We start from the raw sequence: 26,201 nt of genomic DNA on the forward strand, positions 1-26,201 counted from the left end.
TTCATTCTTCCTTGAAGTGGGAACATGAACTCTTATACACTAGATGTGTAATCGGTTGCACACTACTTAGCCTGGAAGGAAGTGAAAGGGGCGCAAGTCCCGAACCCGTATGCGAACAATTGATGAATCCCATTTCTACACGCGCGACATGAAACCACAAGCACGACCAGACGCCATCATCCAAGGAGATGTCTACCGTTTCACGGTCTTGACGAGTCGCATGATCCGACTCGAGTACGCGGCGGATGGACAGTTCGAGGATCGACCGACCCAAACGGTCTTCAATCGCGATTTTCCGGTACCTGCTTACCGCATCGTCGAAAACGAGGAAGAATTGCAAATCATCACCGAGCACGTCCATCTGCATTATACGAAGGGACCGTTCGCTGCGAACACACTCTATATCGATGTCCTAGGGAACTTCAGTACCTACTACAGCCGCTATACGTTCGGCGGACCGCTCCGGACGTTAAAAGGAACGGCACGGACGCTTGATCATGCGGACGGCGTCATCCCACTTGAAGAAGGGATTCTCTCCCGGCAAGGTTACGCGGCGATCGACGACTCGAACGCGTTCGTCCTGACGGAAGACCACTTCGTCGAACCGCGACGCTCCGGGACGCATGATATCTATTACTTCGGATACGGTCACGACTACAAACAGGCACTGCGTGACTTCTACCACCTGACAGGACCGACGCCGATGTTACCACGTCAGGTACTCGGCAACTGGTGGAGTCGCTACTGGCGTTATAGTGAGAAGGAATACAAGGATTTGATGACGCGCTTCAAGACAGAAGACATTCCGTTCTCGGTCAGTGTCATCGATATGGACTGGCACGTCACCGATATTCCGGAACGCTACGGAAGTGGGTGGACGGGCTACACGTGGAACCGTGATCTATTCCCGGATCCACGCGGATTCTTGCAATGGTTGAAGGACGACGACCGGATGGTCACGCTCAACTTGCACCCGGCGGACGGTGTGCGTGGGTTTGAAGAAGCCTACGAGGCGATGGCGGTCGCGATGGGCGTCGATCCCGAATCGGATGTCCGGATCCCGTTTGATTTCTCGGACCGGACGTTCATCGAGAACTACTTTACGAAGCTGCATCATCCGCACGAGGCAGATGGCGTCGACTTCTGGTGGATCGACTGGCAACAGGGCGCGAACTCGAAGATGAAAGGGCTTGATCCGCTCTGGATGCTCAATCATTATCACGCGCTTGATATCGCTCGTGACGGCAATCGACCGTTGATTTTCTCGCGTTACGCGGGACCCGGAAGTCATCGTTATCCGGTTGGTTTCTCAGGCGATACGATCATCTCGTGGGCATCACTTCAATTCCAGCCGTACTTCACGGCGACGGCGTCGAACATCGGTTATGGATGGTGGAGCCATGACATCGGGGGTCACCAACGCGGGGAGAAGGATGACGAGTTATCGACACGTTGGCTCCAGTACGGTGTCTTTAGTCCGATCATGCGCCTGCACAGTACGATGAGCATCTTCAACGGGAAAGAACCATGGCGTTATTCGACCGATGCGGCGAACGTCATGAAGAATTATTTACGACTCCGACACCAACTCGTGCCGTACATCTACACGATGAATGCCCGCAATCACTTTGACGGCTTGCCACTCGTCTCACCGATGTATTATGAGCATCCGGAAGACGATCAGGCATACAATGTCCCGAACCAGTTCTACTTCGGAACAGAACTGATCGTCGCGCCGATGGTCACACCAATGCACCGGAAACTGCATATGACTTCAACGACAGCGTGGTTACCAGAAGGGGAATGGTTTGATTTCTTCAATGGTCACCGGTACCGTGGCGGCAAACAGATCCGTCTGTTCCGTTACCTCGAAGATCAAGGCGTCCTCGCAAAAGCCGGTGCGATCGTTCCACTTGGTCGTCATCTCGAACAGTCGAATGCCCTGCATAATCCAGAGGATCTCGAAGTCGTCGTCTTCCCGGGAGCATCGAACCGGTTTACGTTATTTGAAGACGATAGCACGGGTGTTGCGCACCGTGATGGTGTCAACGTCGAGACGACGTTTGCGCTCGACTGGGGCGCACGTGAGTTGACGATCGCGGCACCAACCGGACACCGTGACTTGCTACCGGAAAATCGCTCGATTACGTTGATCTTACGTGGAGTCCGTGAAGGTTACGTTCAGCGCGACGGAGAGAGTCTGACTGGCCACTATGATCATGCGACGCAGTCCCTTCGTGTCGAACTCGGTGAAGTGACCGATACGATCACGTTGTCGCTCCAAGTCGAGATCTCGACGAACGAGAACAAGATGGACCGGTTGTATGCGTTCCTCGACCAAGCGGAAATCAGCTATGATTTGAAGGATCGTCTCTACCGTCTGCTGTCACAAAAACTCGACCCGGTCAACATGATGCACCAGTTGCAAGCACTCGAACTCGAGAAGGATCTCGTCGACTGTCTGCTTGAGTTGATGTTGTCTTAAACGATTGGATAGACATGCGAAAAAGCCAGTATTCGTCATCCGTATGGACGAGGAATACTGGCTTTTTGATTGAGGTCAGAACTCTTCGTCTACCGCTTCATCCATCCAAGATAGTAAGTCTTCTGCATCGAAATCGTCACCTTTACTGAGGATCAAGGCTGTGACGTCATCTCGTTTCTGTTCTAATAACTCCGGGTTGTTCGTCAAGACTTCCATGAGGTAATACGCATACGAGCCAAGGAAATCAGGCTGATCGTTTCGTTCGATCAGTGTCATGAACGCTTCGATCAGTTCTTCCTGTTCTTCATCGAGAATCATCCAGTGGGAGTAGGCGAGGAGTTTTTCATTTTCGTCATCTCCACGGAGAATGTCCTTGATTTCAGGTAACGTCAGAAATACGACATCCGGCATGACGACTTCCGGAACATCGCTACTCAGCTTCGTTAACCATTCGTCATAGGTCGTCGCGACGAAATGTGTTTCTGCGACAGAAATATCGAGGCACCAGACAGTCGGCTCGGCGGCTTCCGTGAAGTGGAAGTACCAAAAATAGCTACCTTCTCCTTCCGCGAACATCATGACGCTTCCCTCGACGTCCCATTCCCGGAGGATCGACAATTCGTCTAGATACCGTTCGAATGTCAATGACGACATGGAGCGGAGTGGGAGATGCAATCCAGTTTCTTCGTCCGACCATGTATTCTCGAATTCGACCATCACGGCCATGGCTTCCGGAGCACCGCCGTTTTGTTCCCGGATTTGTTCGAGGTAACGGGCAGGGAGTCGACCGTTAACGGCTTGCTCGATTCGTTTAATGTCTGTTTCATTGACTGAAATCATCGTTTCTTCTTGTAACTCTTCATCCCAAAATGGCATCGTATGACCTTCCTTGCTATGTAATATGTAGACCTTGATTATACGGGAAGCTGATGGAAAATGTTTCAAAAAAAGACCCTTTCCGTTATGGAAGGGTCTATTGTGTCATTTACGACGCAATTTTTTCGCTTTTTGTTTCATGTCGTTATACGTAATCATCGGGCTATCGTCCATCGTCAAGCGTAGATGGTTCGGTTCGCCTTTGTTCGTGATGCCGGAGCAATAGAGGATGTCGGCATACTGCTCAAACAGTTCCTCATATGCCGGCAGGTGGTGCATCAGGCGACCAGGCGATCCCCAGCCACAGAGGACGACGCCATTTTTTGCTTTGACTTCAGCAAGTGTCTTCGCGACGAATTCATAGTTCATCTCATCGAAGCTCGCTTGCGCGAACGGCAGATCCTCGCTGACGAGCAGGTCCGGCATCAAACTGATGATGTCATATTGCTTAACAGGATCACTGACATACTTCTTCATCAAATTGTACGCACGTTGTGTCGTCGTTCCAGAGAGAAAGGCGTCCGTCGTCCGTGGTGTGTAGATTAAAGCGGCGACGTGCGTCCCTTCTGCGATGTCGTCAAAGATGTAGCTGCGTAAATAGCGTTTCGTCTTGTCTCGATCAAACGTCGTCTGGACGCGGATCGACGATTCCTCAATCAAGAGTTCGGAAGAATCGGCTGGTGTCATGGGTGGTGCCTCCTTTTAATTGGTCAAACGTGAGCTGATGCGAAGGAAGAATGCGAGTGTCTTCTTCTTGAGGTCTAGGTCGTTCGCATCGATCGCCTCGACGTGTTGCTGGTAACGATCATATTGGGCGAGCACGTCAGAAACATATTGTTCACTGCGATTGTATTCAAACAGTGCTGTCGCGAGCGTGTCTCGGTCTGATGTCTTCGTAACATCGTGTTGGTTCAGGTATTTCGCTGCCGTGTGGGCGCTGTCGACGAGACTCGTCGGATCGGCTTTCCCGTCGCCGTCCGCGTCCACTCCGAGACCACCATATTTCTCGATGGCTTCCGGATCCGTCACGTCGATGCCGTCATGCTCGATGTCACCGAGCGACGTGCCACCTTCGTATCCCCAACCGACCCATGTTTTCGGCATGAATTGGAACGGACCGATGGCGCCAACGGACGATTGCATCGCTGACGAGTTTGAGAAGATTGTCTCGACGCGATGGATGGAGGCGAGTAGCTTCCAGTCGATGCCGTAACGTGCCGCGGCTTGTTCGTAGATGTCGATGTTCTCGGCAGGTACGCCATGCTGTCCATAATACGTACGATACATTTCATTTTGAACACGTTCCCGATTTTGCCAGTAGATGAAACTACTGACGATGAGGGCGAACAGTACGAACAAGATGCTGATTCGAAAAACTTTTCGCATATTGTTCTCTCCTCTGTATAGGATTCCACTGAATGGTATCATATTTTAGTAGGGTCTAATAGCACTTTCTGTGACGGGAGTGTGGAATCAAAAAAGGAGTCGAAGTCATGTATCTCTTCGTAAATGGATTTTTACTCGGATCGCTCGTCGTCCTCTCAATCATCGCAGCGGTCCGACCGGTCGACTTGACGATCGTCCCACGCAAGGAATTCTACCCCTCGATGGTCCAGTCAAGCGGCATCTTATGTCTGTTGCTCGTCGGTGGAACGCTAGTCAGCGGTACGCTGTTGCCGGAAATCGGTTTGACGTTTTTTGTCCCAAGTGGTCCAGTCTGGTACGCGACGATCGGACTGATCGTCTTTCTCTGTATCGTCTTGCTTTTGACAGCGACCGTTCCAGCGTTTCGCAAACGTTTGTTACCGCTCTATCAAAGTGAAGCGGAACGACTGATTTTACCGCGAACGAAAGAGGAGCGAACCGGGTTCCAGATGGTCGCGCTGATGGCAGGGGTGACGGAAGAGTTGATCTATCGCGGGTTTCTCTTCCATACGCTTGGATTATTTTTACCGTTCTCTGAAGTCAGCTTCGTCTGGATCGGTGCCATCCTGTTCGGGATTGCCCATCGCTATCAAGGGTGGTTCGCGATTCTCGTGACAGGACTGATCGGAGCGGGATTCGGCTACTTGTATCTAGCGCTCGAGACACTCTGGCCGCTGATCGTCATCCATGTCTTGATCGACCTCGTTGCCGTCTATATCTATAAGGACGATGTTAATTCCTGACATCGTCAAAAAGCGTTGAATTTGGTAGACTGAATGTCAAGCGAAGTCATCGTTTAAATTGGTCAAGTTGACGGTTGCAGAACAGGTCAAATGACAGGTAGAATGAGAAAGTAAACGCTTACACATCAAAAGGAGATGGATGAAACCATGCGAACGATCACTTCCACTGGCGAGCGAAAGAAGACGAGTTGGACATTGAATATCGGCAATCAGCCACATTTGATGATGGATGGTGTGACAGAACAAACGCTTGATGCCGAACAACGTGTCATCTACGACGAATTTTTGATTCCGACGACGGACACTTTGATTCATCGGTTTAAAGCCCGCTTCCCGAACCATCTCTGCGAGAACGGGTATGATGTGTATGGTGCTGCCGCTTTTGACGAACAGGTCGTCGAACTGATCTCGAATTGGTTCATCGAGCTGGTCACCGTCTTAACAGCGATGCAGCGGACGAAAGGCATTCAGCATGTCCAGATTGAAGGCGGTGTCGCAAAACGGACCGACTTCTTACCGACCGTGCGTCGGACATGCCGGGCACTGGAGTCAACGATTGATATTTATTGAAACACCAGTCACGTGTTCAGAGGGGGCGTCCATTAGGGCGTCCTCTCTTTTTTTGTTCATCTCAAACCGTTTTCCTGGGAAGTGATTTCGAATGAACAAATCGATCTCCTTTCTTCCGGTCATAAAAAGTAGAAACAAAATCAAAATACTCGCTGAGTCGGACATAATTGTCCGGCTCCTTTTCATTTTCTGGATGATAGCAGGAAAAAACAGGTTGACGCTAGACTGTATGGCATGTACCATACAGTTAACAGATGTACTATTGTCTTAATACAATGGTAACAATGAAGGAGGGAAAGTCTAGTGCTTGAAGTGAAGGGGCTACAAAAGCGATACGGACGAAAGAAGCACGTCTTGCGTGACGTGACGTTCTCTGTCGGTCTAAACGAAGTGACATGTCTGATCGGCTTGAACGGGGAAGGAAAGTCAACGATTTTAAAAGCAATTCTCGGTCTGATTCCGGTGGATGCCGGGACAGTGACAGTCGACGGTAAAGCGTCGCACGACCAGATCGCGTTCGTGCCTGATCTCCAGACGATGCCGAGCTACATGACGATCGGACAAGCGCTCGCGTATATGGCGGATCATTATCCAGATTGGAATCAAGAGACAGCGGAACGATTGCTGCAGACGTTTCAGCTGTTTACGACGGATAAAATGGCGAACTTATCAAAAGGGAACAAAGCGAAGTTCAATCTCGTCTTAGGATTCGCCCTCGATCGTCCATACATATTACTCGACGAACCGCTCGCGGGAATCGATTTGTTCATGAAGGAACAGATTGCCTGGATTTTCTCAAGTGAGTTCATGGAAGGACGGAGTATCCTGATGACGACTCACGAAATCGCTGAAGTCGAGCAAGTGATCGACCGAGTGTTGTTCTTACGAGACGGTCAGATCGTCGAAGTCAAAGAGACGGATGAACTGCGAGGTCATCATCATCAATCGGTCCAAGACCGGATGCGGGAGGTATATCAAGGATGAAACGCTGGTTGTTATTAACGAATGAAGAACTAAAACGAAGTACGAAATTACTGGTGTTGTTGATTTCAGGCTTGATCGTCGCGGAAATCGCGTCACTGCTCTATCAAATTTACGATTATCAAAGCACGATCGAGAAAACGATGCGGATCGAGCAGATATCAGAAATGGACGCAATTGCGCGAGCAGGTGGTGCGTTGACATTCGCACAAGCAACGGATTTTTACGATTCAGTCATTGTATTAGCGATGGGGATGATCATCCTGTTTGCGTTCTGGATTTGGTACCGCGACTGGATGGGTGAGACGAAGTACATTTACAGATTGCTATTGTTACCGGGATCACGCCGGGCGATTTTTGGATCGAAAATGACGGCACTTTTACTTGTCGTGACTAGTTTGATCGGAATTCAGTGGGGGCTGTTGTTACTTAGTCGTAATCTCTACTTATGGTTGTTACCAGATGCTCAACAGGTCACAGCCAGCATAAATGAATACTCCTTCTACATGAATTTGTTCTATACGATGTATCCGAGTGATATTTTATTCATCTTACTGATGTCATTCATCGTCATCTCGTTCGTCTTCATGACAGTATTACTTGAACGATCGTTCCGAAAGGGAAAAGCGTTCTTGCTCGTCGGATTACATGGGATTGCGTTGATTGGCGGTTATATCATTTTGGGCTTAGCATTGTCAGCTATTTCGAACGATTTGAGTCAACTGCACATGCAATTTTATCTCGGGTACATCGTGCTCTTAACGTTATATGTGTCGTACAAAAATCTGCGGTTAGTCCAGACGCGTCTATCCGTCTAAAGGAGAAATCTCATGAAACGATATCGTCAACTTCTGATCTATGGAGTGATCATTCTCATAACAATCGGAAGCTACATCGGCTACACGCTGTCGATCAAAGGAGCAGACTTTTCGCTCGAGACCGTCAGTGGAAAACCTTCGCAAATCGAAAATTTTAATTTACGTCTTCAGACGAAAGGCATGCGTTCGACGATTTATGATGTCAACGCTAAGGGAGACATCGAAAAACAGTCAAATTCTTACGTCGGACAACTATTCCGTGAAGATAGCATGACGGATTTGCCAGATAAATATTACGAATTTACGACGCAAATGGAAACGAACGCTAGCAGTGATGGACAATCAGAGTATGCGATTCAGATCAAACACAATAAACTGCAATTTAAGATGTTTACGTTTAAGACGGAGGAGATGTTCGAGAAAACATTTCAGTATGATACAAAACTTGAGACGGGGATGGACATACAAGCCAGTGTCGTCGATAAACAGGCGATGAAGATCTACATCCAACTCGATCGAGTCGATCAGCCAAGGGAAACAAAACTGCTTGTGCTCGATTTAACAGGCGACCGGGTTGAAGAGATCGTTCTTCAAAAGCCAGTGGCGCCTAAACACGCTCGTCAATTTTTAGCGATTCATCAAAATGAGGTTGTCTACACGGAACAACCGTCTGACAGCGATGAGGAGAACACTAAACTATCTTATTTCCTCGATGACGGCAAAAGCGTTCGTTCCATCAAGGAGTTGAATCAGCAGCAAATCGGTTATACGCCCTATGCGAACGGTCGTTATCTCATCGGCTTCCGCCTGCCGGAAGGGGAGACGAAACGAATCGAATGGTCGATGTTCGACTTGGAAACGAAACGATTATCTGAGCATAGCGTAAGCAGTCCGCTCGTTTTGAAAAAGATTGATTGGTTGGATTCGAAGGACGAGATGCAGCTTTATCTCTCTTCCGAGACAAGCGATGGATTCCAAGTGTCCGTGATTGATCTGAAGAATGAGCAACTGATGTATCAAGGAGAAATCAAAGATGCGAATCGTAAAAAAGGAACGCGTATCTATGATTTTGCGGTTCAATGATCCACGAAAAAACGCTTCGTCCCGGAAAAACTTATCCGGTCCGAAGCGTTCTTTTTTTCGTTTTGACTAGGAATCGATACGTTCTAGAGCGAAAGCATCAAGACGTGAAATTTTTCTCTGCCGCTTTACAGGCACGCAATAAGGCATCCTTGAAGAAACGATCTTCCTGCGAAGCAAGTTGTTGTGTCGCTTCTTCGTCACCACGCAGGGAGCGGGCGAGCATCTGGATGACCTTGACCCAGCGCCGGACGTGATCGAGTTGCGGGCGACCCATCGCGACGTAAACCGTGAACCAATCGTTCTGATCGCGACGGATCATCCGTTGGAACAGTGATTTTGCAAGATCGACTTCTTCGGTCGTCGGGAGCTCGTTCGTCTCGAAATAGCGACGTAACGCGGCAACGGCAGTCGCATACGCTGCCTTGACGTCTTCTGACGACTGATGTTTGCCGTAGTCGGATGTCGATAAATGAAGTAAGGCAGGTTTCTTCTCGACACCCGTGATCCAGGCGGAGATCGTCTTATTGCCCTTATAGGCTTGACGGTTCGCGACCGGGAGCTTCGCCGTGACGTTACCGACTTTTCCGATTAAGGTCACTTTGTTGTTGCGGTCCTGGATTTCGGTCACTTTCATCTCGACCGTATCCCCCATTTCATGAGGAATGGCTTTCGGCTGGAGCTTTTCTCCTGCCGAGAGCGGCGAACGTTTGCGGATCATCCGCAGTGCCTCTTGTTCAATCCGGTCGTCAAGCGACCACAGATGTTCCGGTGGGACGTTGCGGAACCGGCGACGTCGGACCTTGATGTACTGGTCAAGCGCGTCAGCAGCTTGCTCCCGCGTCGATTCACCACGTGCGACGGGGCCGATGATGTCTCGAAGCGTAATGGATTCGAGACGTTCCATGATGCCTTCGAACGGGATGAGTTCCATTACGTAGAGACTACAGACGACGAGTTCGCATTCGCGAGGAGTGAGTGGGCGTTTGGCCATAAATTGACTTCCTTTCAGCTGGTTGATGTTTCTAGTATACCAAAAAAAAGCCATCGTCACGTAATCCCGTGACGATGGACTGAAAAAGCTTACAAGACGAATGCCGATTCCGAACTGTTTTGCAATTCGGCGGACGCGAGACGTGTGACACCGTTCATGAACGGGTCATGGGCGACGAACAAGTCACCGATTGCTTTGATCTCAGCCACGGTAGCATTCTCCTTCGCACCAGCGATGCGTAAGCGATACGGTTTTTTCGTCACCGTATCGAACGTCAGGACGATCGTATGTTCCATCAATGGTCACTCCTTTCATGAAATGTAGAGGATGGGTTATGCCTTCAGTAAAGCGTAGTCACGACTGATTTCCGTCAGCGCATAGCGTCCGTCGAGTAATCTGCCGATCGATTGCCCGATCGAAGCGACGACGTCTGCTGGAAGATTCGAACGTAAGCCGTTGTAGCGGCGGCGAGCGACGACGGCATCACCGTTCGCTGTCACCTTGTCTTTCCGCTCGAAGACGATGACGAGACTCGTCTTGATCTCTTCTGCTTGTGTCATGTGTATCACCTCCTTCGCCCTTATTGACAGGGGAAGAGACCGGATTGTTCGAAAGGAATGAAAAAAACATGGTCTGGTTACGTTTTTTACGAAAAGTCTCGTTTCTACGGATGCGGACGCTCGGATATGCATCGTTGATCTTCGTCTTCGGTGTCGCGGGTATCATGTATGCGCTTGAGCCGGAGACATTCGGCTCCTACTTCCGCGCTGTCTACTGGACGATGACGACCGTCGTCACGGTCGGATACGGGGACTTCTTCCCGAACTCGGATACCGGTCGGATTTTGACGATTTTTGTGTTCATCTTCGGGATCGGGATCGTCGGTGGATTGATCTCAAAACTGGTCGACGGTGTCCAGTTGATTCGTAATCAAAAGGAAAGAGGGTTGTTACAAGTGAAGGAAACAGGACATACGGTCGTCTTCGGTTATAGTCGACGTTCGAAGCACGTCATCGAGTCATTGCTCGAACATACGGATGTCGTCCTCGTCGACGACCTAGAGCGGGAGCCATTCAGCCACCCCCGGTTCCATTACGTCTGTGGTGATCCGGCGCTGACGTCGACGCTCGAGCGAGCTCACATCGAAAAGGCAGTCCGCGCGATCGTCCTCGCGGATCATTCGATTCCGCCGGTCCATGCTGACGGACGGACACTGTTGATCGCTTCAAGCATCGAACGGGCGAACCCGAACATCTACACGATCGTCGAGATGATGCTTGAAGAACACCTCGACAGCTTCGAACAGGTCAAGGTCGATGAGGTGTTGCTTGGTGACGAGACGATTGCCAGGATGGCGATCCTCGCGTCCCATCATCCTGGCGTGACGAAAGTCGTGACGAATTTGTTGACGAAGGATGGTGAAGGGATGTTCTCGATTCCGACGCGACCGGAATGGGCGACATACCGCGATGCGTTTCATGCCTTACTAGAAGAAGGGGTGACGATTCTGTCCGACGGGAAACGGCTTGATTTGAATCGGCGACTTGATGAAACGATTCCGAAAAACGGGACGTTGATCGTCCTTTGCTCAGAAGAGACGGCGAATCGAATTGGAGCGATTTAGGGAAGAAAGGATTTAACTAATCTTTTTTCGGGTATAGTAAACAAATTTACTAAACGGAGGAAAAGGATTATGACACAACCGCAACCAGAATGGATTCAAGAATTATTCGAGACGGTCGATCAAGGCGAAATTAAAAACGCACCAAAATTACTCTATATGGCATTGACGCTTGAACCAAATTATTTTACAAAAGCAGTTAGCCGTTTTAATCAGCGATTGGAAGTCGAACCATTAACGGACGTTTCGGAATTGCTGACGGTCTACCGCCAATTCTTCCTTTCAGCCAATCCATCAGAAGAATACTGGTCACTTGCTTGGAACGAACTCATCCAGACCCTACAACATATGATCGATCGACCAGAAGCACAGCAATTACTTAAAGAACATGTCGATTTACTCGACTGGTGGTCAAGTGAATCGTTGCTGTCGCTCCCGAGTTGGTTAACGATTCTCGACGTTGCAGAACGCATCGACGCGCTTGATCAATTTAGCAGTTATCTTCCAGATATCTTCGAGAGCTACGCGCTCGAGACAGCAAAGGATGAGCCGTTCGCTCGACTTGCCTGGTACGCGCTCGCGAGCAATCAACAAGCGTTGCTTGCCCCGTACAGAGACCGGATTGAAGCCGGTTCGTCGAAGGAAATTCAGTCTCTTCGTCAAGCGGATCTCCTCGATCAAATTGAAACGACACGGGTCGTTATGTTAAAGTCGAAAGATAACGAGCCGATTGAATTAACATTTGATCGAAAATGGACATTATAAATTATCGAAGAAAAAATGACACCTAGAAGCCGCACGAATCCAATCCAAGGGGTGTAGGGATGATTCACGTCAATTTACCGAGTGGTGACTATGTCGTGTTAGTAGAAATAAATCGTGAAGTGCTGCTGTGTCATTCGATTGAAGAAGCGGAACAAGCACAACGCGACCGGTATGAACTGGTCGGACGGATGAGCGAACGCTTGCCGGCAGAAGTGATTGGACCCTCGATTGCGGACTTCGTCCGCTTTTCGACCGGGTTCATCGGCGAAGAAGTAACGTGGCATGAAGAAGAGGAAGCGTTCTTTTGCCAACAGTTCGAGACGTTCGACGGGTCCCCGTTAGGTGAAGATCTGACAGGCATCGATGCAACGCGTTGGCGTGCGGTCCTTGCACGCTATTATGCTTACGTGACGATCGGAAAAATCATTCCTTTTGAAGTCAGCGAAGAACCGGACGGTACGGTTCCGCTTTAGTCCAGACGATTCTTCGGTCGGCGCGTAAACAGAGAAGGGCAGGGTTCCCATGAAAAAGCAACTTGCACTACTCACGCTAGCGACAATCGTCGCCATGCCAACGTCTGCCTTTGCGCAGTCTCAATACGTACAATACGACCCAACTTTTACAGAACAACAAAAACAAAACTGGTTGGCGAATCAGGGGCTGAGCGAGATTCGTGCATTGAAACAAAAAGGATTCTCTCTCGTCGAGCCACTTGCACATCTCGAAGAAGAGGATATCGATGCCGACTTGATTCCGATCACGGACGTCAAGAAAGCGACGGATTCTGCCCAGTTCCAGCAAACGTATCTCGATCAGTCACGGATCCCTACTTACTGGAAGTACAGCCGTGGTAAGTCGGATATCCGCGTTGCAATCATTGATGACGCAATCGATACGAAACACCGCGAGTTCAAGGACGTCATTTATAAAACGACGACGATCTCTGGCATTCGGAAACCAGACGATCACGGAACGCACGTCGCTGGGATCGTCGGGGCACGGGAAGACGGGAAAGGGATCGTTGGTGTCGCATCCGGTGTTAAATTGATCGGAGCCGACGTATTCGATGGTGACTTTGCTGCGTCGATTGATATCGGTGACGGTATTTTGTATGCGATCGAGCAGGGAGCAGACGTCATCAACCTGTCGCTCGGACAATATGAATTCGATCCCTACATGGAAGAAGCAATCAAAAAAGCAGAAGCGAAGAACATCCTTGTCGTTGGAGCAGCGGGGAATGATGGACGCAATAAAGTGCTCTTCCCAGGTTCGATGAGTCAAGTCGTCGCCGTTGGGGCTGTTGGCACGCTCGGTCGAGCGTCGACGTTCTCGAATTATGGCAAAGGACTTAACATCATGGCACCGGGTGAAGGGATTTATTCAACGATCGTTGGGAATAAGTATGGTTACTTAGACGGAACATCGATGGCGACACCGGTCGTCAGCGGGGTATTGGCGCTTGCGAAATCGAAGAATCCATTCGTCACGAATGAAGCGATGCGCAGTAAGCTATACGCTGCTGCGACCAAAAAAACAGGAGATACAAGTTCACATTACGGAGTCGGTCGCTTGAATGCCGGAATGTTAGCGGCGCTTCCGGCGCCAATTTCTAAAGTGTCGCTCCCTTCAACAGTCAAACCGAATCAACTATTCGCGTTTTACTTTGATGAATATTCGAATGCGAAAACGACGACCCGTCTTTATAAAGATGGGAAAGTCATTAAAAAGTTCACCCAGTCGAAATTAAAAAATGGGACGCACAAGTTCACGTATCAATTGAAACAAAAAGGGTCCTATAAACTCGTATTCAAGACGAGCGGTGGACGCCATACGCGAACGGTCGAACGACTCCTGACCGTCAAATAAAAAAAGCGCCTCCCACCGAGTGGGAAGCACTGTACGAGACCTGAAGATTATTTCGGGTCTTTTCCTTTTTTATAGACGGGCGTCGGAGGTGTTAATGCCTCTCCAGTCCACGTGATCATCGCTTCCATCTTGTATCCTGTGTCATCCTCATGGACGAACGACAGGCGACTGGAATCGATCAGTTGGTATAAACCATAAGCGACCTGGTCGGCCCAAGAGCGTAACGTCATTGCTTCATCATACAACGGGATTTGCTCAGGGAAACGTTCATTCATAAGCAAGATATCGTGTTGATCGAAATGATAGCTACGTTTTGAGAGTGCATCGGGCGCCTTGACGTTGAACGGCTCGAACGCGTGGATGAGCTCTCCTTGGCGATAGAAGGCGAAGATGCCGTTTCGCAGATGAAGTGCCTTGATCTCATCGATCTCGATCAGGAATGTCAACTTGCGAACCGTTCGCCGGTTCGTACCAGAGCGTCGTTTTTTCATACTGCATGCCCCCTTCTGAACTCTTGTACTATACCGTGAAATGAGGCAGATACGCAACTTTTTCGATTATAAAACGAGAATTGCCTCTTGCAGGAAAGCGGCATCTACGCTACACTCATAAGCAGTGACTATGTTGGTTCGGACAATCGCGGGGCATTTCGGTGCTTTGAGGAAAGTCCATGCTCGCACAGCCTGCGATGGCTGTAGTGATCGTGCTACACAAAAAGATAAGTGTAGGCAGCGTCAAGCTGACGGCAGAAGGAACGCCTAAGTCTTCGGATATGGCCGAAACTTCTTGAAGGTGCCACAGTGACGGAGCTTCATGGGAAACCATGAAGGTGGAACGAGGTAAACCCCACGAGCGAGAAACCCAAATTTGGTAGGGGAATTTCCGGAGCGGAACTGAACGCGAAGGAGAGCGTATGCAAATACGGAGATAGATGATTGTCGCCTGCGTGTGAGGGTCAAACCGTTTGGAACACTAAGGAACAGAACATGGCTTACAGGACCACATAGGCTGTTATTTTTAAGTTGAACGAGAGTCCAGGTCCACCCTGGGCTCTTTTTTTATTGCAATGAAACGATCCAGTGGAAGAAACGATAAAGGAGTGAACGCGATATGGCAAAACGCTTAGTCATCGCGACAGCGGCGATGGGAATCGAAGCGCTCGTCGCAAAAGAAGTCCGTGCGTTAGGATATGAATGTACGGTCGAGGACGGAAAGGTCTACATCGATTGTGAGATGGAGGACATTCCCCGTTTGAACATGTGGCTCCGGACAGCGGACCGCATCAAACTCGTCGTCGCTGAGTTCCGTGCGACGACATTCGAAAAATTGTTCGATCAAGTCAAGGCACTGCCGTGGCACGAATTGATGCCGTGGGATGCGAACTTCATCGTCAATGGTCGTTCGGTCAAATCGAAGCTCTTCTCGATCCGTGACTGTCAGAAGATCACCGAGAAAGCAATCGTCTCGCACATGCAAGAACAGTACAACAAAGGAACGGAATGGTTGCCGAAGACAGGCGCAAGCTATCCGATTGAAGTCGCTTTGTTAAAAGACATCGCAACATTAACGATCGATACGTCAGGTGACGCGCTGCACAAACGCGGTTACCGTGAGTTCCACTCAGCAGCCCCACTGAAAGAGACGATGGCAGCAGCGATGCTGATGCTGACGAACTGGAAGCCGGATATGCCGCTCTACGACGTCTTCACCGGTTCAGGTACACTGGCGATCGAAGCAGCGATGATCGGGCGTAATATCGCACCAGGGATCAACCGCGAGTTCGTCTCACAGGAATGGAAATGCATTCCGAAGAAGGCATGGTTCGATGCGATCAACGAAGCGAACGAAAAAGCAGAGTGGGACAAACCGTTGAAAATCTACGCGAGCGATGTCGATCCAGAGATGGTCAAGCTCGCGAAAACGAACGCAGAACTCGCAGACGTCCGTGATGCGATCAACGTCATGCAACGCGACGCAGCAGACTTCAAACCGAAGGAAGACTTCGGTGTCATCATCGGGAACCCGCCTTACGGGGAACGTTTGGAGGACGCACGTGAAGTCCATCAGCTCTACCGCAAGATTGGAACAGCGTACAAAGAATTTCCATACTACAGTGTCTACATGATCACGTCGTATGTTGAGTTCGAAAAAGCGTACGGTCGTCCAGCGACGAAGCGCCGAAAGCTGTATAACGGGAATATTGAAGTTCAGTTTTATCAGTATTATGGTTTGCGTCGGAAAAGACCGCAGTCTTAAGCCATTTTTTGAGGGTGGCGGACCGCCAGTTCACACTCAGTTCCCACTTTTGTAATTTTTCACCAAAATGTTATGAACCGCTCAATTGAGCGGTTTTTTTATTTTTTAAAATTGCTAGTTTTACTCTGAATAAGGTATAAAGTTCCTGAAAAAACAATTTATATGACCTCTCTAATTAGTTCTTTAAAACTATTTCGATAAATAAGTAGGGAAATTAGACTAGTCTATCGAAAGTTATCTTTAGAAAAAATCTAAGAGGATTAAATTCTTCAAAAAAGACTTTATAGTGGAGGGAACATGTTGGATAATTTTTTAATGATATCGTCAACGATCTCAGCTCCAATCGAGACTGTATGGCGTTTGTGGACAGAACCGCAGCACATGATGCAATGGTATCGATCGTCGAATGGCTGGTACACGACACATGTCGAGAACGAATTAACGGAACAGGGACATTTTAAAAGTCGAATGCAACGCGAAGGAAGTCCGACATATGTCGAATATTTGGGTACGTATCAGGAGGTCTCGCCCTTAGAGCATTTGCGCTATCAATTAGAAGATGGACGACTTGTCGAAGTCATGTTCATTCCGTTGCGCCATCGAACGAAAGTGATTGAAATTTTTGAAGACGATCAAGTGAATGATCCGGATGCACAACGTGCTTCATGGCAAAGTATTCTGGATCGTTTTACGACTTATGTCGAAGCAGGTAACTATACTCTTGTTGATCAGTTAAATCCATAACACTCTAAAAAAGAGAAATGTATCGTTTTGCATATTAAATCCCTTCTTAAATGGACTTTAGTCTAAGAAGGGATTTTTTGTGAGTAAGGTATAGAAAGTAATGCTATTTAGTTTGTAAAAAGATGAAAAATAAAAATATAAATTTTTTAATAATTGTTAAATAATGTTATTTAAAGTATAATATAAACATTTTATTTAGGGGAATGGTATGATGGAAAAAAGGAGGTCAAATTATGCTTAGAAAAGTATTGCTCGTGTTCTTAACAATGTGCTCCGCCGTGGCATTATTATTCATCGCATCAAAAAATGCAGTGGGAGATCATGTCATTTCGTTAGAGGAGCCGGTAGCCTTTCGTATTTCGGTGATCATGACTATCGTATTGTTCTTACCACCGCTCATTTTATCGTTCTTTAACCATCCACTAATCAATATCATCAATGTAGTCTATCAATCCTTTATTGTTCTAACATTTATCGGATTGATGCCAATTGGCTTCATAATTCCAAATGGGATGACAACTACATTATTTTCGTTCATTGGAACGATTTTAAGTGTTTTCAGCATCTGGAGTATTTATAAATACCGCTCACCACGCACTTGAATAAACACGTCTTAATTAAAGTAAATGAATGATGCCAAAATTTTATGAGTAAAGTAGCATGATGCATACATAGTCTTGAAAAGCGTTCAAAACGAACGGTATTACACAACGAATTATCTTTGGAGGAAATGAAAGATGTGGATCATACTGGGTTTACTGGCGATTGGATTTACGGCACTGAATATCATCTTTTATTTGATCGGTAAGGACTATCGTTTCCTGATGGTGCTCGGACTGAGTTTTACGGCACTGACGCTGTGCGCGGAATACCGACTCGTCGCAGAATTCGTGGCGCGGGAGGACTGGGCAGCGTTACAAGATGTCGTACCGGGCATGGAGCGGGCACTGTGGGTATTGACGTTCATCTCGATCGGATTAAATGTATTGCCGCTACTGTTAGACTACCGAAAGAATCGATCGCGTTAACGAACCTAAGAGGAGCTGAATCATGGTGAGCTATACATTTTCACCGCTGACACAACGACAGGCGGAACAAATTGCCTACGAGTGGCAATATGACGGGACGTTTGCATTTTATGATATGCCGAATGACGAAGAAGATTTAGCAGAATTTCTCGATCCAGCAAAGCGGACGGAACATTATTTTGCTGTGTTAGATCGGGAAGAATTGATTGGCTATTATGTATTTGAACCAAACGCAGACGTCATTGACGTCGGGCTTGGCATGCGACCAGACTTGACGGGACGAGGAAATGGAGTGGCATTTTTAGAAGCAGGTCTTGCGTTCATCATGGACCGGTATGCACCTAAACAAATTGAATTAGCTGTCGCGACATTCAACGAGCGGGCGATTCGCTTGTATACGAAAAGTGGCTTCCTTCCCGTCGAACGCTTCCAACAGGCGACGAATGGTGGAAGTTATGAATTTTTGAAGATGCGTTTACAACCCGTCTACTCGACGGAACCTTTTCCAAACTCTATAAGTAGATAATAGAAAAGGAGATGATGTTATGGCACGCTGTACGAATTGTCAGTATAAGTTCAACACAAAAGAAGTACTCGCTGTCAGTGTTGCGATACATGGGAAAGGCAAGACGTGTCCGAACTGTGGCGTGAAACAATACATGTCCCGGAAGTCACAATTCTATCTATCACTCGGGAATATCAGTCTCTTGTTCGTCCTGTTCTGGCCGTTTCTGATTCGGTTGAGCGACCGGGAAGAATCGATGAGGTAAGATGTCGGTTACCTTTACCTTCAATTCCATGAAACTTTTTCCTGAATCCACCAGTAGATAAGGAAGAAGGAGATGATCAAATGGTACGTTGTACGAATTGCCAGTATACGTTCAAAACGAAAGAAGTGCTTGCTGTCGGATTTGCGAAACATGGGAAAGCGTGTCCGAACTGCGGCGTGAAGCAATACATTTCAAAAGACTCGCAACATTACTTATCGCTCGGATACGTCAGTCTCTTGTTCGTTTTGATCCTACCGTTCGTCATCAAACTGAGCGACAAAGAAGAGGCGATCTGGTAAAGCATTACGCGCATGCCTGAAAACGACAGAGTGCGCGTTTTGTCTTATACTCGGGGCAAAGGAGCTGGGAAACATGCAAACCGTATACGATGCAACCGTACAAAACGCAGCGGGCGAGACTGTTTCATTAGGTGACTATGCGGGGCGTGTCCTCGTGATTGTCAATACGGCAAGCAAATGTGGGCTCGTCAAACAACTTGGCGAACTACAGGCATTGTACGATAAATATGACGAGCAAGGAGTCACGGTGCTTGGCTTTCCGTGCGATCAATTCAATCAGCAGGAGTTCGCGAGTCAGGAAGAGACGATGCAGTTCTGTCAGCTGAACTATGGCGTGACGTTTCCGATGTTTCAGAAAATCGACGTCAATGGACCAAATGAACATCCGCTTTATACATTTTTAAAACGCGAACGCTCCGGTCTACTGTCGTCAAAGATTAAATGGAACTATACGAAGTTTTTAATCGATCGCCAAGGACGTGTCGTAAAGCGGTTCAGTCCGGTCGATTCCGTCCAGTCAGTTGAAAGAACGCTATCTTTGTATTTATAAACCAAATAACCGTCCGGTGTGAATCGTCGGACGGTTACGAATGAATGTGAGAGGTAAATATGAAAATCAATTCTGTCTCAGTCAGAAAGATGCAACATACTGATTATGAAATCATGTCTCAATGGTTAAGTACAAAAGAAGTGTTAGAGTTCTATGGAGATATGAACGCACCATTTACGTTACGACAAGTGATAGATAAATACGAACCGAGAGTAAATGGAGAGATACCTGTCGCTCCCTACATCGTAGAGTTAGAGGATGAACCTATTGGATTCATGCAACGTTATTTGATAACGGACGAACAAAAAGAGGCATTTGGATATCCTGCGAATTTTATCATAATTGGAATTGACCAGTTTATTGGTTATCCTGAACTTTTTAATAAAGGTATTGGAACGAAAATGATAAAATTATTCGTTGAAGATATCGCTCGAGGCAAGGAAGTAAATCGAATTATTCTAGATCCTGACGTATCAAATCTTAGAGCAATTAAAGCTTATGAAAAATGTGGGTTTCAGAAAGTTAAAAAAATCAATGAAGATACGTGCTGGATGATGGAGTATACGATTGACCATCCATAATCTGCTCCTATGAATGTTCATAGAAAAGATCCACGAAACGAATATCCGTTTCGTGGATCTTTTGCGTATGAAAATGGTTCAGGTCATTTAACGCTAAACGAATCAAAGGAATGCTTGACGATCGCATCGCTGCGCTTATGTCCGAGATCGGTCAGAACCGGTGGACGAGGGGACAAGACATGAAAATCCTGCTCGAACGCCCGGAGCCAGTAATGAACCCAGTCTTTTGTAGGATCGAGATTCATCATTTCACGTGCGAACGTCAGTAGCTTTGAATCTGTCAGCGTCAGAAGTGGAATCGGGTTGATTTCGACATCTTCTTTTAGTTCATAGAGGTCCGGTGAACGAAGCAGAATCGCATCCGCTTCGAAGGTCAATCGGAAGTAATTACAGCTGTAGTCGCCGACGATGACCATCGTCTCCTCCGTATGCCCGCGAAAATGAAAGATCAATCGGTTACCATTTGCGACATCCATCAAGAACTGATTGAGTCCGATGTGATAATCTTCGCGAAATTGTAGTTTCTCAAGCGTGATTTCTTGCATGATTTAGCCTCCAGTCCGAGTTTGTCGTTCTTCTGTCAAAACGGTTTGGCGCGCTGCTAGGCGAGACGAACCGATCAATAAGGCGATTCCGAGTAACAATAACGAGATTCCGAACCAAGCCGTACCACTTAATTCTTCACCAAGGACGAACACACCAAGCAAGGCGGCAGTCAGAGGCTCACCGAGCGAGAGCGTGACGGCAGTCGACGATGGTACGTTCGATAGTCCTTTCGCGAATAACCAGTAAGCGATTCCGGTCGCAACGACGCCGAGATGGAGGCTGATTCCGGCACCACGTGACGTGAACAACCAGGAGAGGTCGAATAAAAACAGCAGAGGCGATAACAGCAAGGCGCTCGTCGTGAAAATGACGGCAACGACTGACAGCGGTGCGTGTGTCTTGACGAGGTTTCGACTGACGAACGTATACCCGGCAAACGATAGTCCGGCACCGAGTGCAAGGACGATTCCGATTGGATCAATCGCAACCGTTCCTTGATTGTTCAAAAGCAACAGACAACCGGTGATCGATAGTGCGGTCGATGCCCACCACAGCAACGCTGGACGTTTCTTTAGGAACAGCCACTCGATACACCCGGAAAAGATCGGTGCGCTACCGATCGCGACGACGGTACCGACGGCGACACCGGTCATCAAAACAGCGGAGAAGAACAGCGGTTGGTAAGCCGCCATGCTGACGGCAGCGAGTAAAATCGTCCGCACCGGCCAGTCGCGTAACGTCAGCGTTCCTTTGAAGAGAACGAGACAGAGTAAGAACAGTCCACCGACAGCCAGACGAACGGCACCAATTGCAATCGGATGTGCATCCTCTGGCGCAAAGGCTTGTGAGGTTCCCGTCGTGCCCCAAAAGATCGCAGCAAGTAATATGAGCAACATCGATGATGATTTAGACATGGGTCACCTCTTCGAATGCAATTTTTTAAAATGATATTAGAACGAGAATACCACAGAACGCGTAGGATGGAACACACCAAATAATTGAAAAAATGGTATGGTGTATAGGGTGAAGTCGTATCATTCACGAACACGAAAATGAAAAGGATGGGACCCATGAAAGAAATGAACCAAATCGAAGCGGTACTTGACGTCTTATCACAAAAAATCAATCACGGGTCGACCTTCATTCAGCGGCGATACGATACAGGAGTCGCTCAATTCAATTTAAATGATCCGGTGACGGAACAGGCGATTCGGTCATTTGAAAAGCAGTTCAAACTAACGTTACCAAGTGAATATAAGACATTCCTTCGTTTACATGACGGAGCGGAGTTGTTCATGATTCAAGGTCTCGGCATCGAACTCTATCCGCTTGAAAAAGTCATTGAAATGACAATCCAGGCTAAAGAGTACGACCTGATCCATGAAGACTATGATCACTTCTTGATGATTGGCGAAATGAACGAAGGATATGTCTTGATTCAAACGGAAGATGCGAAGACAGATGAGACACCGTATATGCACTGGATGTTTCATGAGTTGTCGACAGAGGAGACTGATCCGATTGGACAGAACTTCGGCACGTTCCTCGAATATGCGATCATTTCGCAAGGGGATATGTTCTGGGAGTTCAAGGACTTCTCGATTGCAACAGATGCTTATTATGTAGAGAATCACAATTCTGAAGAAGAAGTGAGCAAACCACGACCGATTCGCTTCGTCGACTCGGTTCGCGTTGAAATCGAGTTTCCGATTGCGAAAAGGGATGCGTATTTCTCGGTTAAGATTTTCGAAGGGAAACAAGAAAAAGAACGTCTTGGCAGTAGCTACGACTCGGATTCGCGCTTTGAACAAGTGATGCAATCGGTTCGAGAATATCTAATGGCAGAGCGATTCCAGTATTCGTCAATCATGGTCTTTCAAACGGAGCATCGGTTTTGGCAGAACGAGGACGAGACAGGTGATCCGTTGATTCGTAATCATAATCCGCAACGTCAAGGACTGAGCTTCAATGGATATCGTGCCTTCGTCGAGGAGCCACCACGCCCACTCCCAGGGTGGGAATGATTTAGAAATTCTTCACACAGCACGGAGTTTTACAAATGAAAAATGGTTGTTGATCCTCATGATTCTTTGTTTGAGCGGTTGTATGATCCAACCGCAAAGTGGAAGTGAGACGAATGAGACGTCCTTCACAGGGACTACGAAAGAAGGATTCGTCTTTGAATACAAATTGACGAACACAGGAGACCATGCATTTGATGTCGTTGCGCGTTCTGGACATTTGTTGAATGTCGTCGTTCGTGAGAGCAAGTCGAGGACTGTCGTCTTCGATTCAAGAAAACAACAGATTAAAACAAGACAACAAAAGAAACGTGTCAAAGCATCAGAAACCGTCGTTCTCAAACAAACGGTACAAGGCGAGACAATCGAGCCGGGTACATAAGATATCGAATATCTCGTTGAGGAGAAAGAACAGTACAGCGACAGTTCTAGTTCAGTAGAGAGTATGGAAGAGAAATTAAAATGATTTACGCCTCTGGTGAACGACTTCTTTAATAAATATCTTAAAGCCTCATACAGGTTTCAGTACGAATGATGTTATGAGTAACATGAGGCGTACAAAAGTGGTCCATGTGAAGCTGGTTTTTGTCCGTTAGGCATCTAACGGGTGAAAATCAGCTTTTTATTTACTAATGATACTATGCAACGATTGGACGTAAGCGAATGTCTGCGTTACAGGACTTTTCGAATGAGGAAATTAAAGCAAGCAGGAAATCAAGGGACTTATCCTGAAAGAGAAGGACAAAACCTTATTTTTATATATCGAAATTTAATTTCAAAAATAAATAAATTATATTGAATTAAAATTTCTTAATTGTATAATAAAGGGAGGGAAGAGAAAGGGTGAAGCAGATGTTAGATCAATTAGCAACGGAAAGTCGGAATGAACGGACGATGCAACTCGATGAGATGACAGTCGAGGATGTTTTACGGGTGATGAATGCTGAGGATCAAACGGTCGCGACGGTCATTCGGGAACAAATTCCCGTTATCGCGGAAGTCGTCAAACACGTCATTGCATCATTCAAAAACGGAGGACGCTTGATTTACATCGGTGCTGGTACGAGCGGACGACTCGGGATTCTTGACGCGGCAGAATGTGTGCCGACGTTCGGGGTCTCACCAGACATGGTCGTCGGATTGATTGCAGGCGGCGAACGCGCGTTAATCAAAGCGGTCGAGGGAGCAGAGGATAGTCGGACGCTTGCCGTCGACGATTTAAAAGGGCTCCAGCTAGAAGCACGTGATACGGTCATCGGGATTGCAGCAAGCGGTCGGACGCCGTATGTCATCGGCGGGCTTGATTACGCGAAGGAAGTCGGAGCGGTGACGGCAGCGATTTCTTGCAACACGGATGCCGTCATCAGTGGGCACGCGCGTTATGCGATCGAAGTCGAAACAGGTCCGGAAGTCTTGACGGGGTCAACAAGACTAAAGGCTGGAACGGCACAAAAGCTCGTCTTGAACATGGTTTCGACGTCGGCGATGATCGGTGTCGGCAAGGTCTATCAAAATCTGATGGTCGACGTCCAGTCGACGAACGAGAAGCTCGAGATTCGGGCGAAGCGGATGATTTGTGAGGCAACAGGAGTCGACGCTGTAACGGCGGAGCGTGTCTTTAGTGAAGCGCACGGTCACGTCAAGACGGCGATCGTCATGATTCTCGCGAATGTTCAGCATGCGGAAGCCGTCGAACGATTACAACAAGCAAACGGATTCGTCCGAGACGCACTCTAAGGGGGAAACACGATGAAGAAGGAAGAAGTGCTGGCACACGCGATTCTCGAGCACGTCGGTGGAAAAGATAATCTCCGGCAGCTTGCGCACTGTATGACGCGGGTTCGTTTATCGTTAAAGGATCCGACGCAAGCCAATATCGATGCGTTAAAGCGGATTGACGGGGTCATGGGGGTCATCGATGACGAGACGTTACAAATCGTCGTCGGTCCGGGAACGGTCAATCGGGTAGCCGACCACTTAAGTCGCGAGACGGGACTCGCGATCGGGGAAGAGTCCGTTGATCCAAATCTGACGCCAGAAGAACGAGCTGCCGTCGAACGGCAAAAAGTAAAAGCAAAACAACAGTCACCGTTCAAACGCTTCTTGCGCCGAATCGGGAACATCTTCATCCCGCTCATTCCGGGTCTTGTTGCTTCGGGGATCATCAACGGTGGTGCGAACTTCGCGAAAAATGCGGGTGTCGATGCAACACAGACATGGATGCAGATTTTACTCTTGATCGGTGGGACGGTCTTTGCATATCTCGCAATCCTTGTCGGTTGGAATACGGCGAAGGAGTTCGGCGGCACGCCGGTGCTCGGGGCGATTGCCGGTGGGATTCTATTCAACCCCGTGCTAGCGGACATCACGATTTACGGGGAACCGCTCGTTCCAGGCAGGGGCGGATTGTTTGGTGTCATCTTCGCTGCGTGGTTGATGACCTATCTTGAGAAACACATCCGTCGCTTCATGTTCGCATCGATCGATATCATCTTTACGCCACTGTTTACGGTGCTGATTGTCGGATTTGCCTCGCTCTATGCGATCATGCCGGTTGCTGGACTGCTGTCAGACGGTATCATGAAAGCAATCAATGCCGTACTTGAGGTCGGTGGACCACTCGCCGGGGCCGTACTGGCCGGCTTCTTCCTACCACTCGTCATGGTTGGTCTTCATCATGGACTGACACCAATCCATCTCGAGTTCTTGAACACGATTGGCAACACGCCACTCTTACCGATTCTTGCAATGGCAGGAGCGGGTCAAGTCGGGGCGGCAATGGCGATTTTCGTCAAGACGCGCAATCCGCGCCTGCGTAACATCATTAAAGGTGCGATTCCGGTCGGTTTCCTTGGAATCGGTGAACCATTGTTATACGGTGTTACGTTGCCGCTCGGTCGTCCGTTCGTAACGGCATGTCTCGGCGCAGCAGTCGGTGGTGCCTTCCAAGCAACGATGAAGACGACGGCGCTTGGAGTCGGCGTATCCGGTTTGTCATTGACACCGTTGATCGACAACGGAATGTACTTGACGTACATCGGTGGTCTCGTCATCTCGTACGCGGCAGGATTCCTGTTCACGTATTGGTTCGGTTTCAAAGAAGAGATGGCAGACGGTATTTAAGGTGTGGACCAGCAGTTGAATCCTTCCCAAAAGAAGGAATCAGCTGCTTTTTCTCTAAG

Annotated in this window: 32 protein-coding genes and 1 other RNA gene; 24 read left to right on the top strand and 9 right to left on the bottom strand. The window is 48.1% G+C overall.

Features of this window, described 5'->3' with window-relative positions; translation table 11 throughout:
• The first annotated feature begins 109 nt into the window (after nt 1-109).
• Nucleotides 110-2,485: a glycoside hydrolase family 31 protein gene (locus tag N179_RS02910; protein WP_075642142.1), complete on the top strand. Its 2,376-nt coding sequence runs from the start codon at nt 110-112 to the stop codon at nt 2,483-2,485.
• Nucleotides 2,486-2,560: 75 nt separating this feature from the next.
• Here the strand turns inward: N179_RS02910 and N179_RS02915 are convergent, their stop codons facing one another.
• The 3 genes from N179_RS02915 to N179_RS02925 form a co-directional block, all read right to left on the bottom strand.
• On the bottom strand, nt 2,561-3,361 hold the full coding sequence (locus tag N179_RS02915; protein ID WP_075642143.1) for an SMI1/KNR4 family protein: 801 nt from the start codon (nt 3,359-3,361) through the stop codon (nt 2,561-2,563).
• A 105-nt stretch (nt 3,362-3,466) separates the two neighbouring features.
• Nucleotides 3,467-4,048, bottom strand: a complete 582-nt coding sequence (locus tag N179_RS02920) for a DUF1643 domain-containing protein (protein ID WP_075642144.1) — start codon at nt 4,046-4,048, stop codon at nt 3,467-3,469.
• Nucleotides 4,049-4,063: 15 nt separating this feature from the next.
• Nucleotides 4,064-4,747, bottom strand: a complete 684-nt coding sequence (locus tag N179_RS02925) for a lytic transglycosylase domain-containing protein (RefSeq protein WP_023467911.1) — start codon at nt 4,745-4,747, stop codon at nt 4,064-4,066.
• Nucleotides 4,748-4,854: 107 nt separating this feature from the next.
• On the opposite strand from N179_RS02925, the gene N179_RS02930 reads away from it, so the two are divergent.
• The 5 genes from N179_RS02930 to N179_RS02955 all read left to right on the top strand — a co-directional run bounded on the left by N179_RS02930 (nt 4,855) and on the right by N179_RS02955 (nt 8,981).
• Entirely contained in the window at nt 4,855-5,529 is a 675-nt protein-coding gene (locus N179_RS02930; protein ID WP_075642145.1) for a CPBP family intramembrane glutamic endopeptidase, read from the top strand.
• 147 nt (nt 5,530-5,676) lie between these two features.
• Nucleotides 5,677-6,099, top strand: a complete 423-nt coding sequence (locus tag N179_RS02935; protein WP_055967405.1) for a hypothetical protein — start codon at nt 5,677-5,679, stop codon at nt 6,097-6,099.
• 303 nt (nt 6,100-6,402) lie between these two features.
• Nucleotides 6,403-7,083, top strand: a complete 681-nt coding sequence (locus N179_RS02945; protein ID WP_075642147.1) for an ABC transporter ATP-binding protein — start codon at nt 6,403-6,405, stop codon at nt 7,081-7,083.
• The gene (locus tag N179_RS02950; RefSeq protein ID WP_075642148.1) at nt 7,080-7,898 is read left to right on the top strand and encodes a hypothetical protein; all 819 of its coding nucleotides are present in this window, start codon (nt 7,080-7,082) and stop codon (nt 7,896-7,898) included. The genes N179_RS02945 and N179_RS02950 overlap by 4 nt, the downstream gene beginning before the upstream one ends.
• Before the next feature lie 12 nt (nt 7,899-7,910).
• On the top strand, nt 7,911-8,981 hold the full coding sequence (locus N179_RS02955) for a hypothetical protein (RefSeq protein WP_075642149.1): 1,071 nt from the start codon (nt 7,911-7,913) through the stop codon (nt 8,979-8,981).
• Between the two features lie 97 nt (nt 8,982-9,078).
• Here the strand turns inward: N179_RS02955 and N179_RS02960 are convergent, their stop codons facing one another.
• The 3 genes from N179_RS02960 to N179_RS02970 all read right to left on the bottom strand — a co-directional run bounded on the left by N179_RS02960 (nt 9,079) and on the right by N179_RS02970 (nt 10,532).
• On the bottom strand, nt 9,079-9,972 hold the full coding sequence (locus tag N179_RS02960) for a hypothetical protein (RefSeq protein WP_075642150.1): 894 nt from the start codon (nt 9,970-9,972) through the stop codon (nt 9,079-9,081).
• A gap of 89 nt (nt 9,973-10,061) precedes the next feature.
• Nucleotides 10,062-10,268, bottom strand: a complete 207-nt coding sequence (locus tag N179_RS02965; RefSeq protein ID WP_029341392.1) for a DUF2922 family protein — start codon at nt 10,266-10,268, stop codon at nt 10,062-10,064.
• 36 nt (nt 10,269-10,304) lie between these two features.
• Nucleotides 10,305-10,532: a DUF1659 domain-containing protein gene (locus tag N179_RS02970; protein ID WP_075642151.1), complete on the bottom strand. Its 228-nt coding sequence runs from the start codon at nt 10,530-10,532 to the stop codon at nt 10,305-10,307.
• 68 nt (nt 10,533-10,600) lie between these two features.
• On the opposite strand from N179_RS02970, the gene N179_RS02975 reads away from it, so the two are divergent.
• The 4 genes from N179_RS02975 to N179_RS02990 all read left to right on the top strand — a co-directional run bounded on the left by N179_RS02975 (nt 10,601) and on the right by N179_RS02990 (nt 14,224).
• The gene (locus N179_RS02975; protein ID WP_235147642.1) at nt 10,601-11,596 is read left to right on the top strand and encodes a potassium channel family protein; all 996 of its coding nucleotides are present in this window, start codon (nt 10,601-10,603) and stop codon (nt 11,594-11,596) included.
• 69 nt (nt 11,597-11,665) lie between these two features.
• Nucleotides 11,666-12,358 (top strand): hypothetical protein, encoded by a 693-nt coding sequence (locus N179_RS02980; protein ID WP_023467921.1) that lies wholly within the window; start codon nt 11,666-11,668, stop codon nt 12,356-12,358.
• A gap of 59 nt (nt 12,359-12,417) precedes the next feature.
• Nucleotides 12,418-12,831: a hypothetical protein gene (locus N179_RS02985; RefSeq protein WP_023467922.1), complete on the top strand. Its 414-nt coding sequence runs from the start codon at nt 12,418-12,420 to the stop codon at nt 12,829-12,831.
• A 49-nt stretch (nt 12,832-12,880) separates the two neighbouring features.
• The gene (locus tag N179_RS02990; RefSeq protein ID WP_075642152.1) at nt 12,881-14,224 is read left to right on the top strand and encodes a S8 family peptidase; all 1,344 of its coding nucleotides are present in this window, start codon (nt 12,881-12,883) and stop codon (nt 14,222-14,224) included.
• A gap of 47 nt (nt 14,225-14,271) precedes the next feature.
• Here the strand turns inward: N179_RS02990 and N179_RS02995 are convergent, their stop codons facing one another.
• Nucleotides 14,272-14,715, bottom strand: a complete 444-nt coding sequence (locus N179_RS02995; RefSeq protein WP_029341396.1) for a hypothetical protein — start codon at nt 14,713-14,715, stop codon at nt 14,272-14,274.
• 134 nt (nt 14,716-14,849) lie between these two features.
• Between N179_RS02995 and rnpB the strand changes: the two genes are divergently transcribed.
• The 10 genes from rnpB to N179_RS03045 all read left to right on the top strand — a co-directional run bounded on the left by rnpB (nt 14,850) and on the right by N179_RS03045 (nt 20,452).
• Nucleotides 14,850-15,223, top strand: an RNA gene (rnpB, locus tag N179_RS03000) — RNase P RNA component class B.
• Nucleotides 15,224-15,334: 111 nt separating this feature from the next.
• Nucleotides 15,335-16,480, top strand: coding sequence for a THUMP domain-containing class I SAM-dependent RNA methyltransferase (locus tag N179_RS03005; protein WP_023467925.1), 1,146 nt, complete (start codon nt 15,335-15,337; stop codon nt 16,478-16,480).
• A 300-nt stretch (nt 16,481-16,780) separates the two neighbouring features.
• Nucleotides 16,781-17,224 (top strand): SRPBCC domain-containing protein, encoded by a 444-nt coding sequence (locus N179_RS03010; RefSeq protein WP_158024748.1) that lies wholly within the window; start codon nt 16,781-16,783, stop codon nt 17,222-17,224.
• Nucleotides 17,225-17,457: 233 nt separating this feature from the next.
• Nucleotides 17,458-17,826 (top strand): hypothetical protein, encoded by a 369-nt coding sequence (locus N179_RS03015; protein WP_075642154.1) that lies wholly within the window; start codon nt 17,458-17,460, stop codon nt 17,824-17,826.
• A 135-nt stretch (nt 17,827-17,961) separates the two neighbouring features.
• Entirely contained in the window at nt 17,962-18,252 is a 291-nt protein-coding gene (locus N179_RS03020; RefSeq protein ID WP_035397924.1) for a hypothetical protein, read from the top strand.
• Nucleotides 18,253-18,274: 22 nt separating this feature from the next.
• Entirely contained in the window at nt 18,275-18,778 is a 504-nt protein-coding gene (locus tag N179_RS03025) for a GNAT family N-acetyltransferase (RefSeq protein WP_338083374.1), read from the top strand.
• Nucleotides 18,779-18,797: 19 nt separating this feature from the next.
• Nucleotides 18,798-19,022, top strand: a complete 225-nt coding sequence (locus tag N179_RS03030) for a hypothetical protein (protein ID WP_075642155.1) — start codon at nt 18,798-18,800, stop codon at nt 19,020-19,022.
• 80 nt (nt 19,023-19,102) lie between these two features.
• The gene (locus N179_RS03035; RefSeq protein WP_058265297.1) at nt 19,103-19,321 is read left to right on the top strand and encodes a hypothetical protein; all 219 of its coding nucleotides are present in this window, start codon (nt 19,103-19,105) and stop codon (nt 19,319-19,321) included.
• 73 nt (nt 19,322-19,394) lie between these two features.
• A complete protein-coding gene (locus N179_RS03040) occupies nt 19,395-19,871 on the top strand; it encodes a glutathione peroxidase (RefSeq protein WP_075642156.1) in 477 nt (158 codons plus the stop codon).
• Nucleotides 19,872-19,930: 59 nt separating this feature from the next.
• Nucleotides 19,931-20,452: a GNAT family N-acetyltransferase gene (locus N179_RS03045; RefSeq protein ID WP_075642157.1), complete on the top strand. Its 522-nt coding sequence runs from the start codon at nt 19,931-19,933 to the stop codon at nt 20,450-20,452.
• Between the two features lie 83 nt (nt 20,453-20,535).
• Here N179_RS03045 and N179_RS03050 read toward each other — a convergent pair whose 3' ends face one another.
• Together N179_RS03050 and N179_RS03055 are read right to left on the bottom strand one after the other, a co-directional pair.
• Complete coding sequence (locus tag N179_RS03050) at nt 20,536-20,997, bottom strand: hypothetical protein (protein WP_075642158.1); 462 nt, start codon at nt 20,995-20,997, stop codon at nt 20,536-20,538.
• 3 nt (nt 20,998-21,000) lie between these two features.
• A complete protein-coding gene (locus N179_RS03055; RefSeq protein WP_075642159.1) occupies nt 21,001-21,912 on the bottom strand; it encodes an EamA family transporter in 912 nt (303 codons plus the stop codon).
• Nucleotides 21,913-22,068: 156 nt separating this feature from the next.
• Here N179_RS03055 and N179_RS03060 point away from each other — a divergent pair, with 156 nt between their 5' ends.
• From N179_RS03060 to N179_RS03075, 4 genes are all read left to right on the top strand, one after another.
• Nucleotides 22,069-23,022: an SMI1/KNR4 family protein gene (locus N179_RS03060; protein WP_244150197.1), complete on the top strand. Its 954-nt coding sequence runs from the start codon at nt 22,069-22,071 to the stop codon at nt 23,020-23,022.
• Between the two features lie 82 nt (nt 23,023-23,104).
• Nucleotides 23,105-23,401 (top strand): BsuPI-related putative proteinase inhibitor, encoded by a 297-nt coding sequence (locus N179_RS03065; protein ID WP_083639888.1) that lies wholly within the window; start codon nt 23,105-23,107, stop codon nt 23,399-23,401.
• Nucleotides 23,402-23,871: 470 nt separating this feature from the next.
• Entirely contained in the window at nt 23,872-24,756 is an 885-nt protein-coding gene (murQ, locus tag N179_RS03070) for an N-acetylmuramic acid 6-phosphate etherase (RefSeq protein ID WP_075642160.1), read from the top strand.
• A 12-nt stretch (nt 24,757-24,768) separates the two neighbouring features.
• The gene (locus N179_RS03075; protein WP_035397903.1) at nt 24,769-26,142 is read left to right on the top strand and encodes a PTS transporter subunit EIIC; all 1,374 of its coding nucleotides are present in this window, start codon (nt 24,769-24,771) and stop codon (nt 26,140-26,142) included.
• Nucleotides 26,143-26,201: the final 59 nt, after the last annotated feature.

The organism is Exiguobacterium indicum HHS 31 (assembly GCF_001939065.1).
GTDB classification, from domain to species: Bacteria; Bacillota; Bacilli; order Exiguobacteriales; family Exiguobacteriaceae; genus Exiguobacterium_A; species Exiguobacterium_A indicum.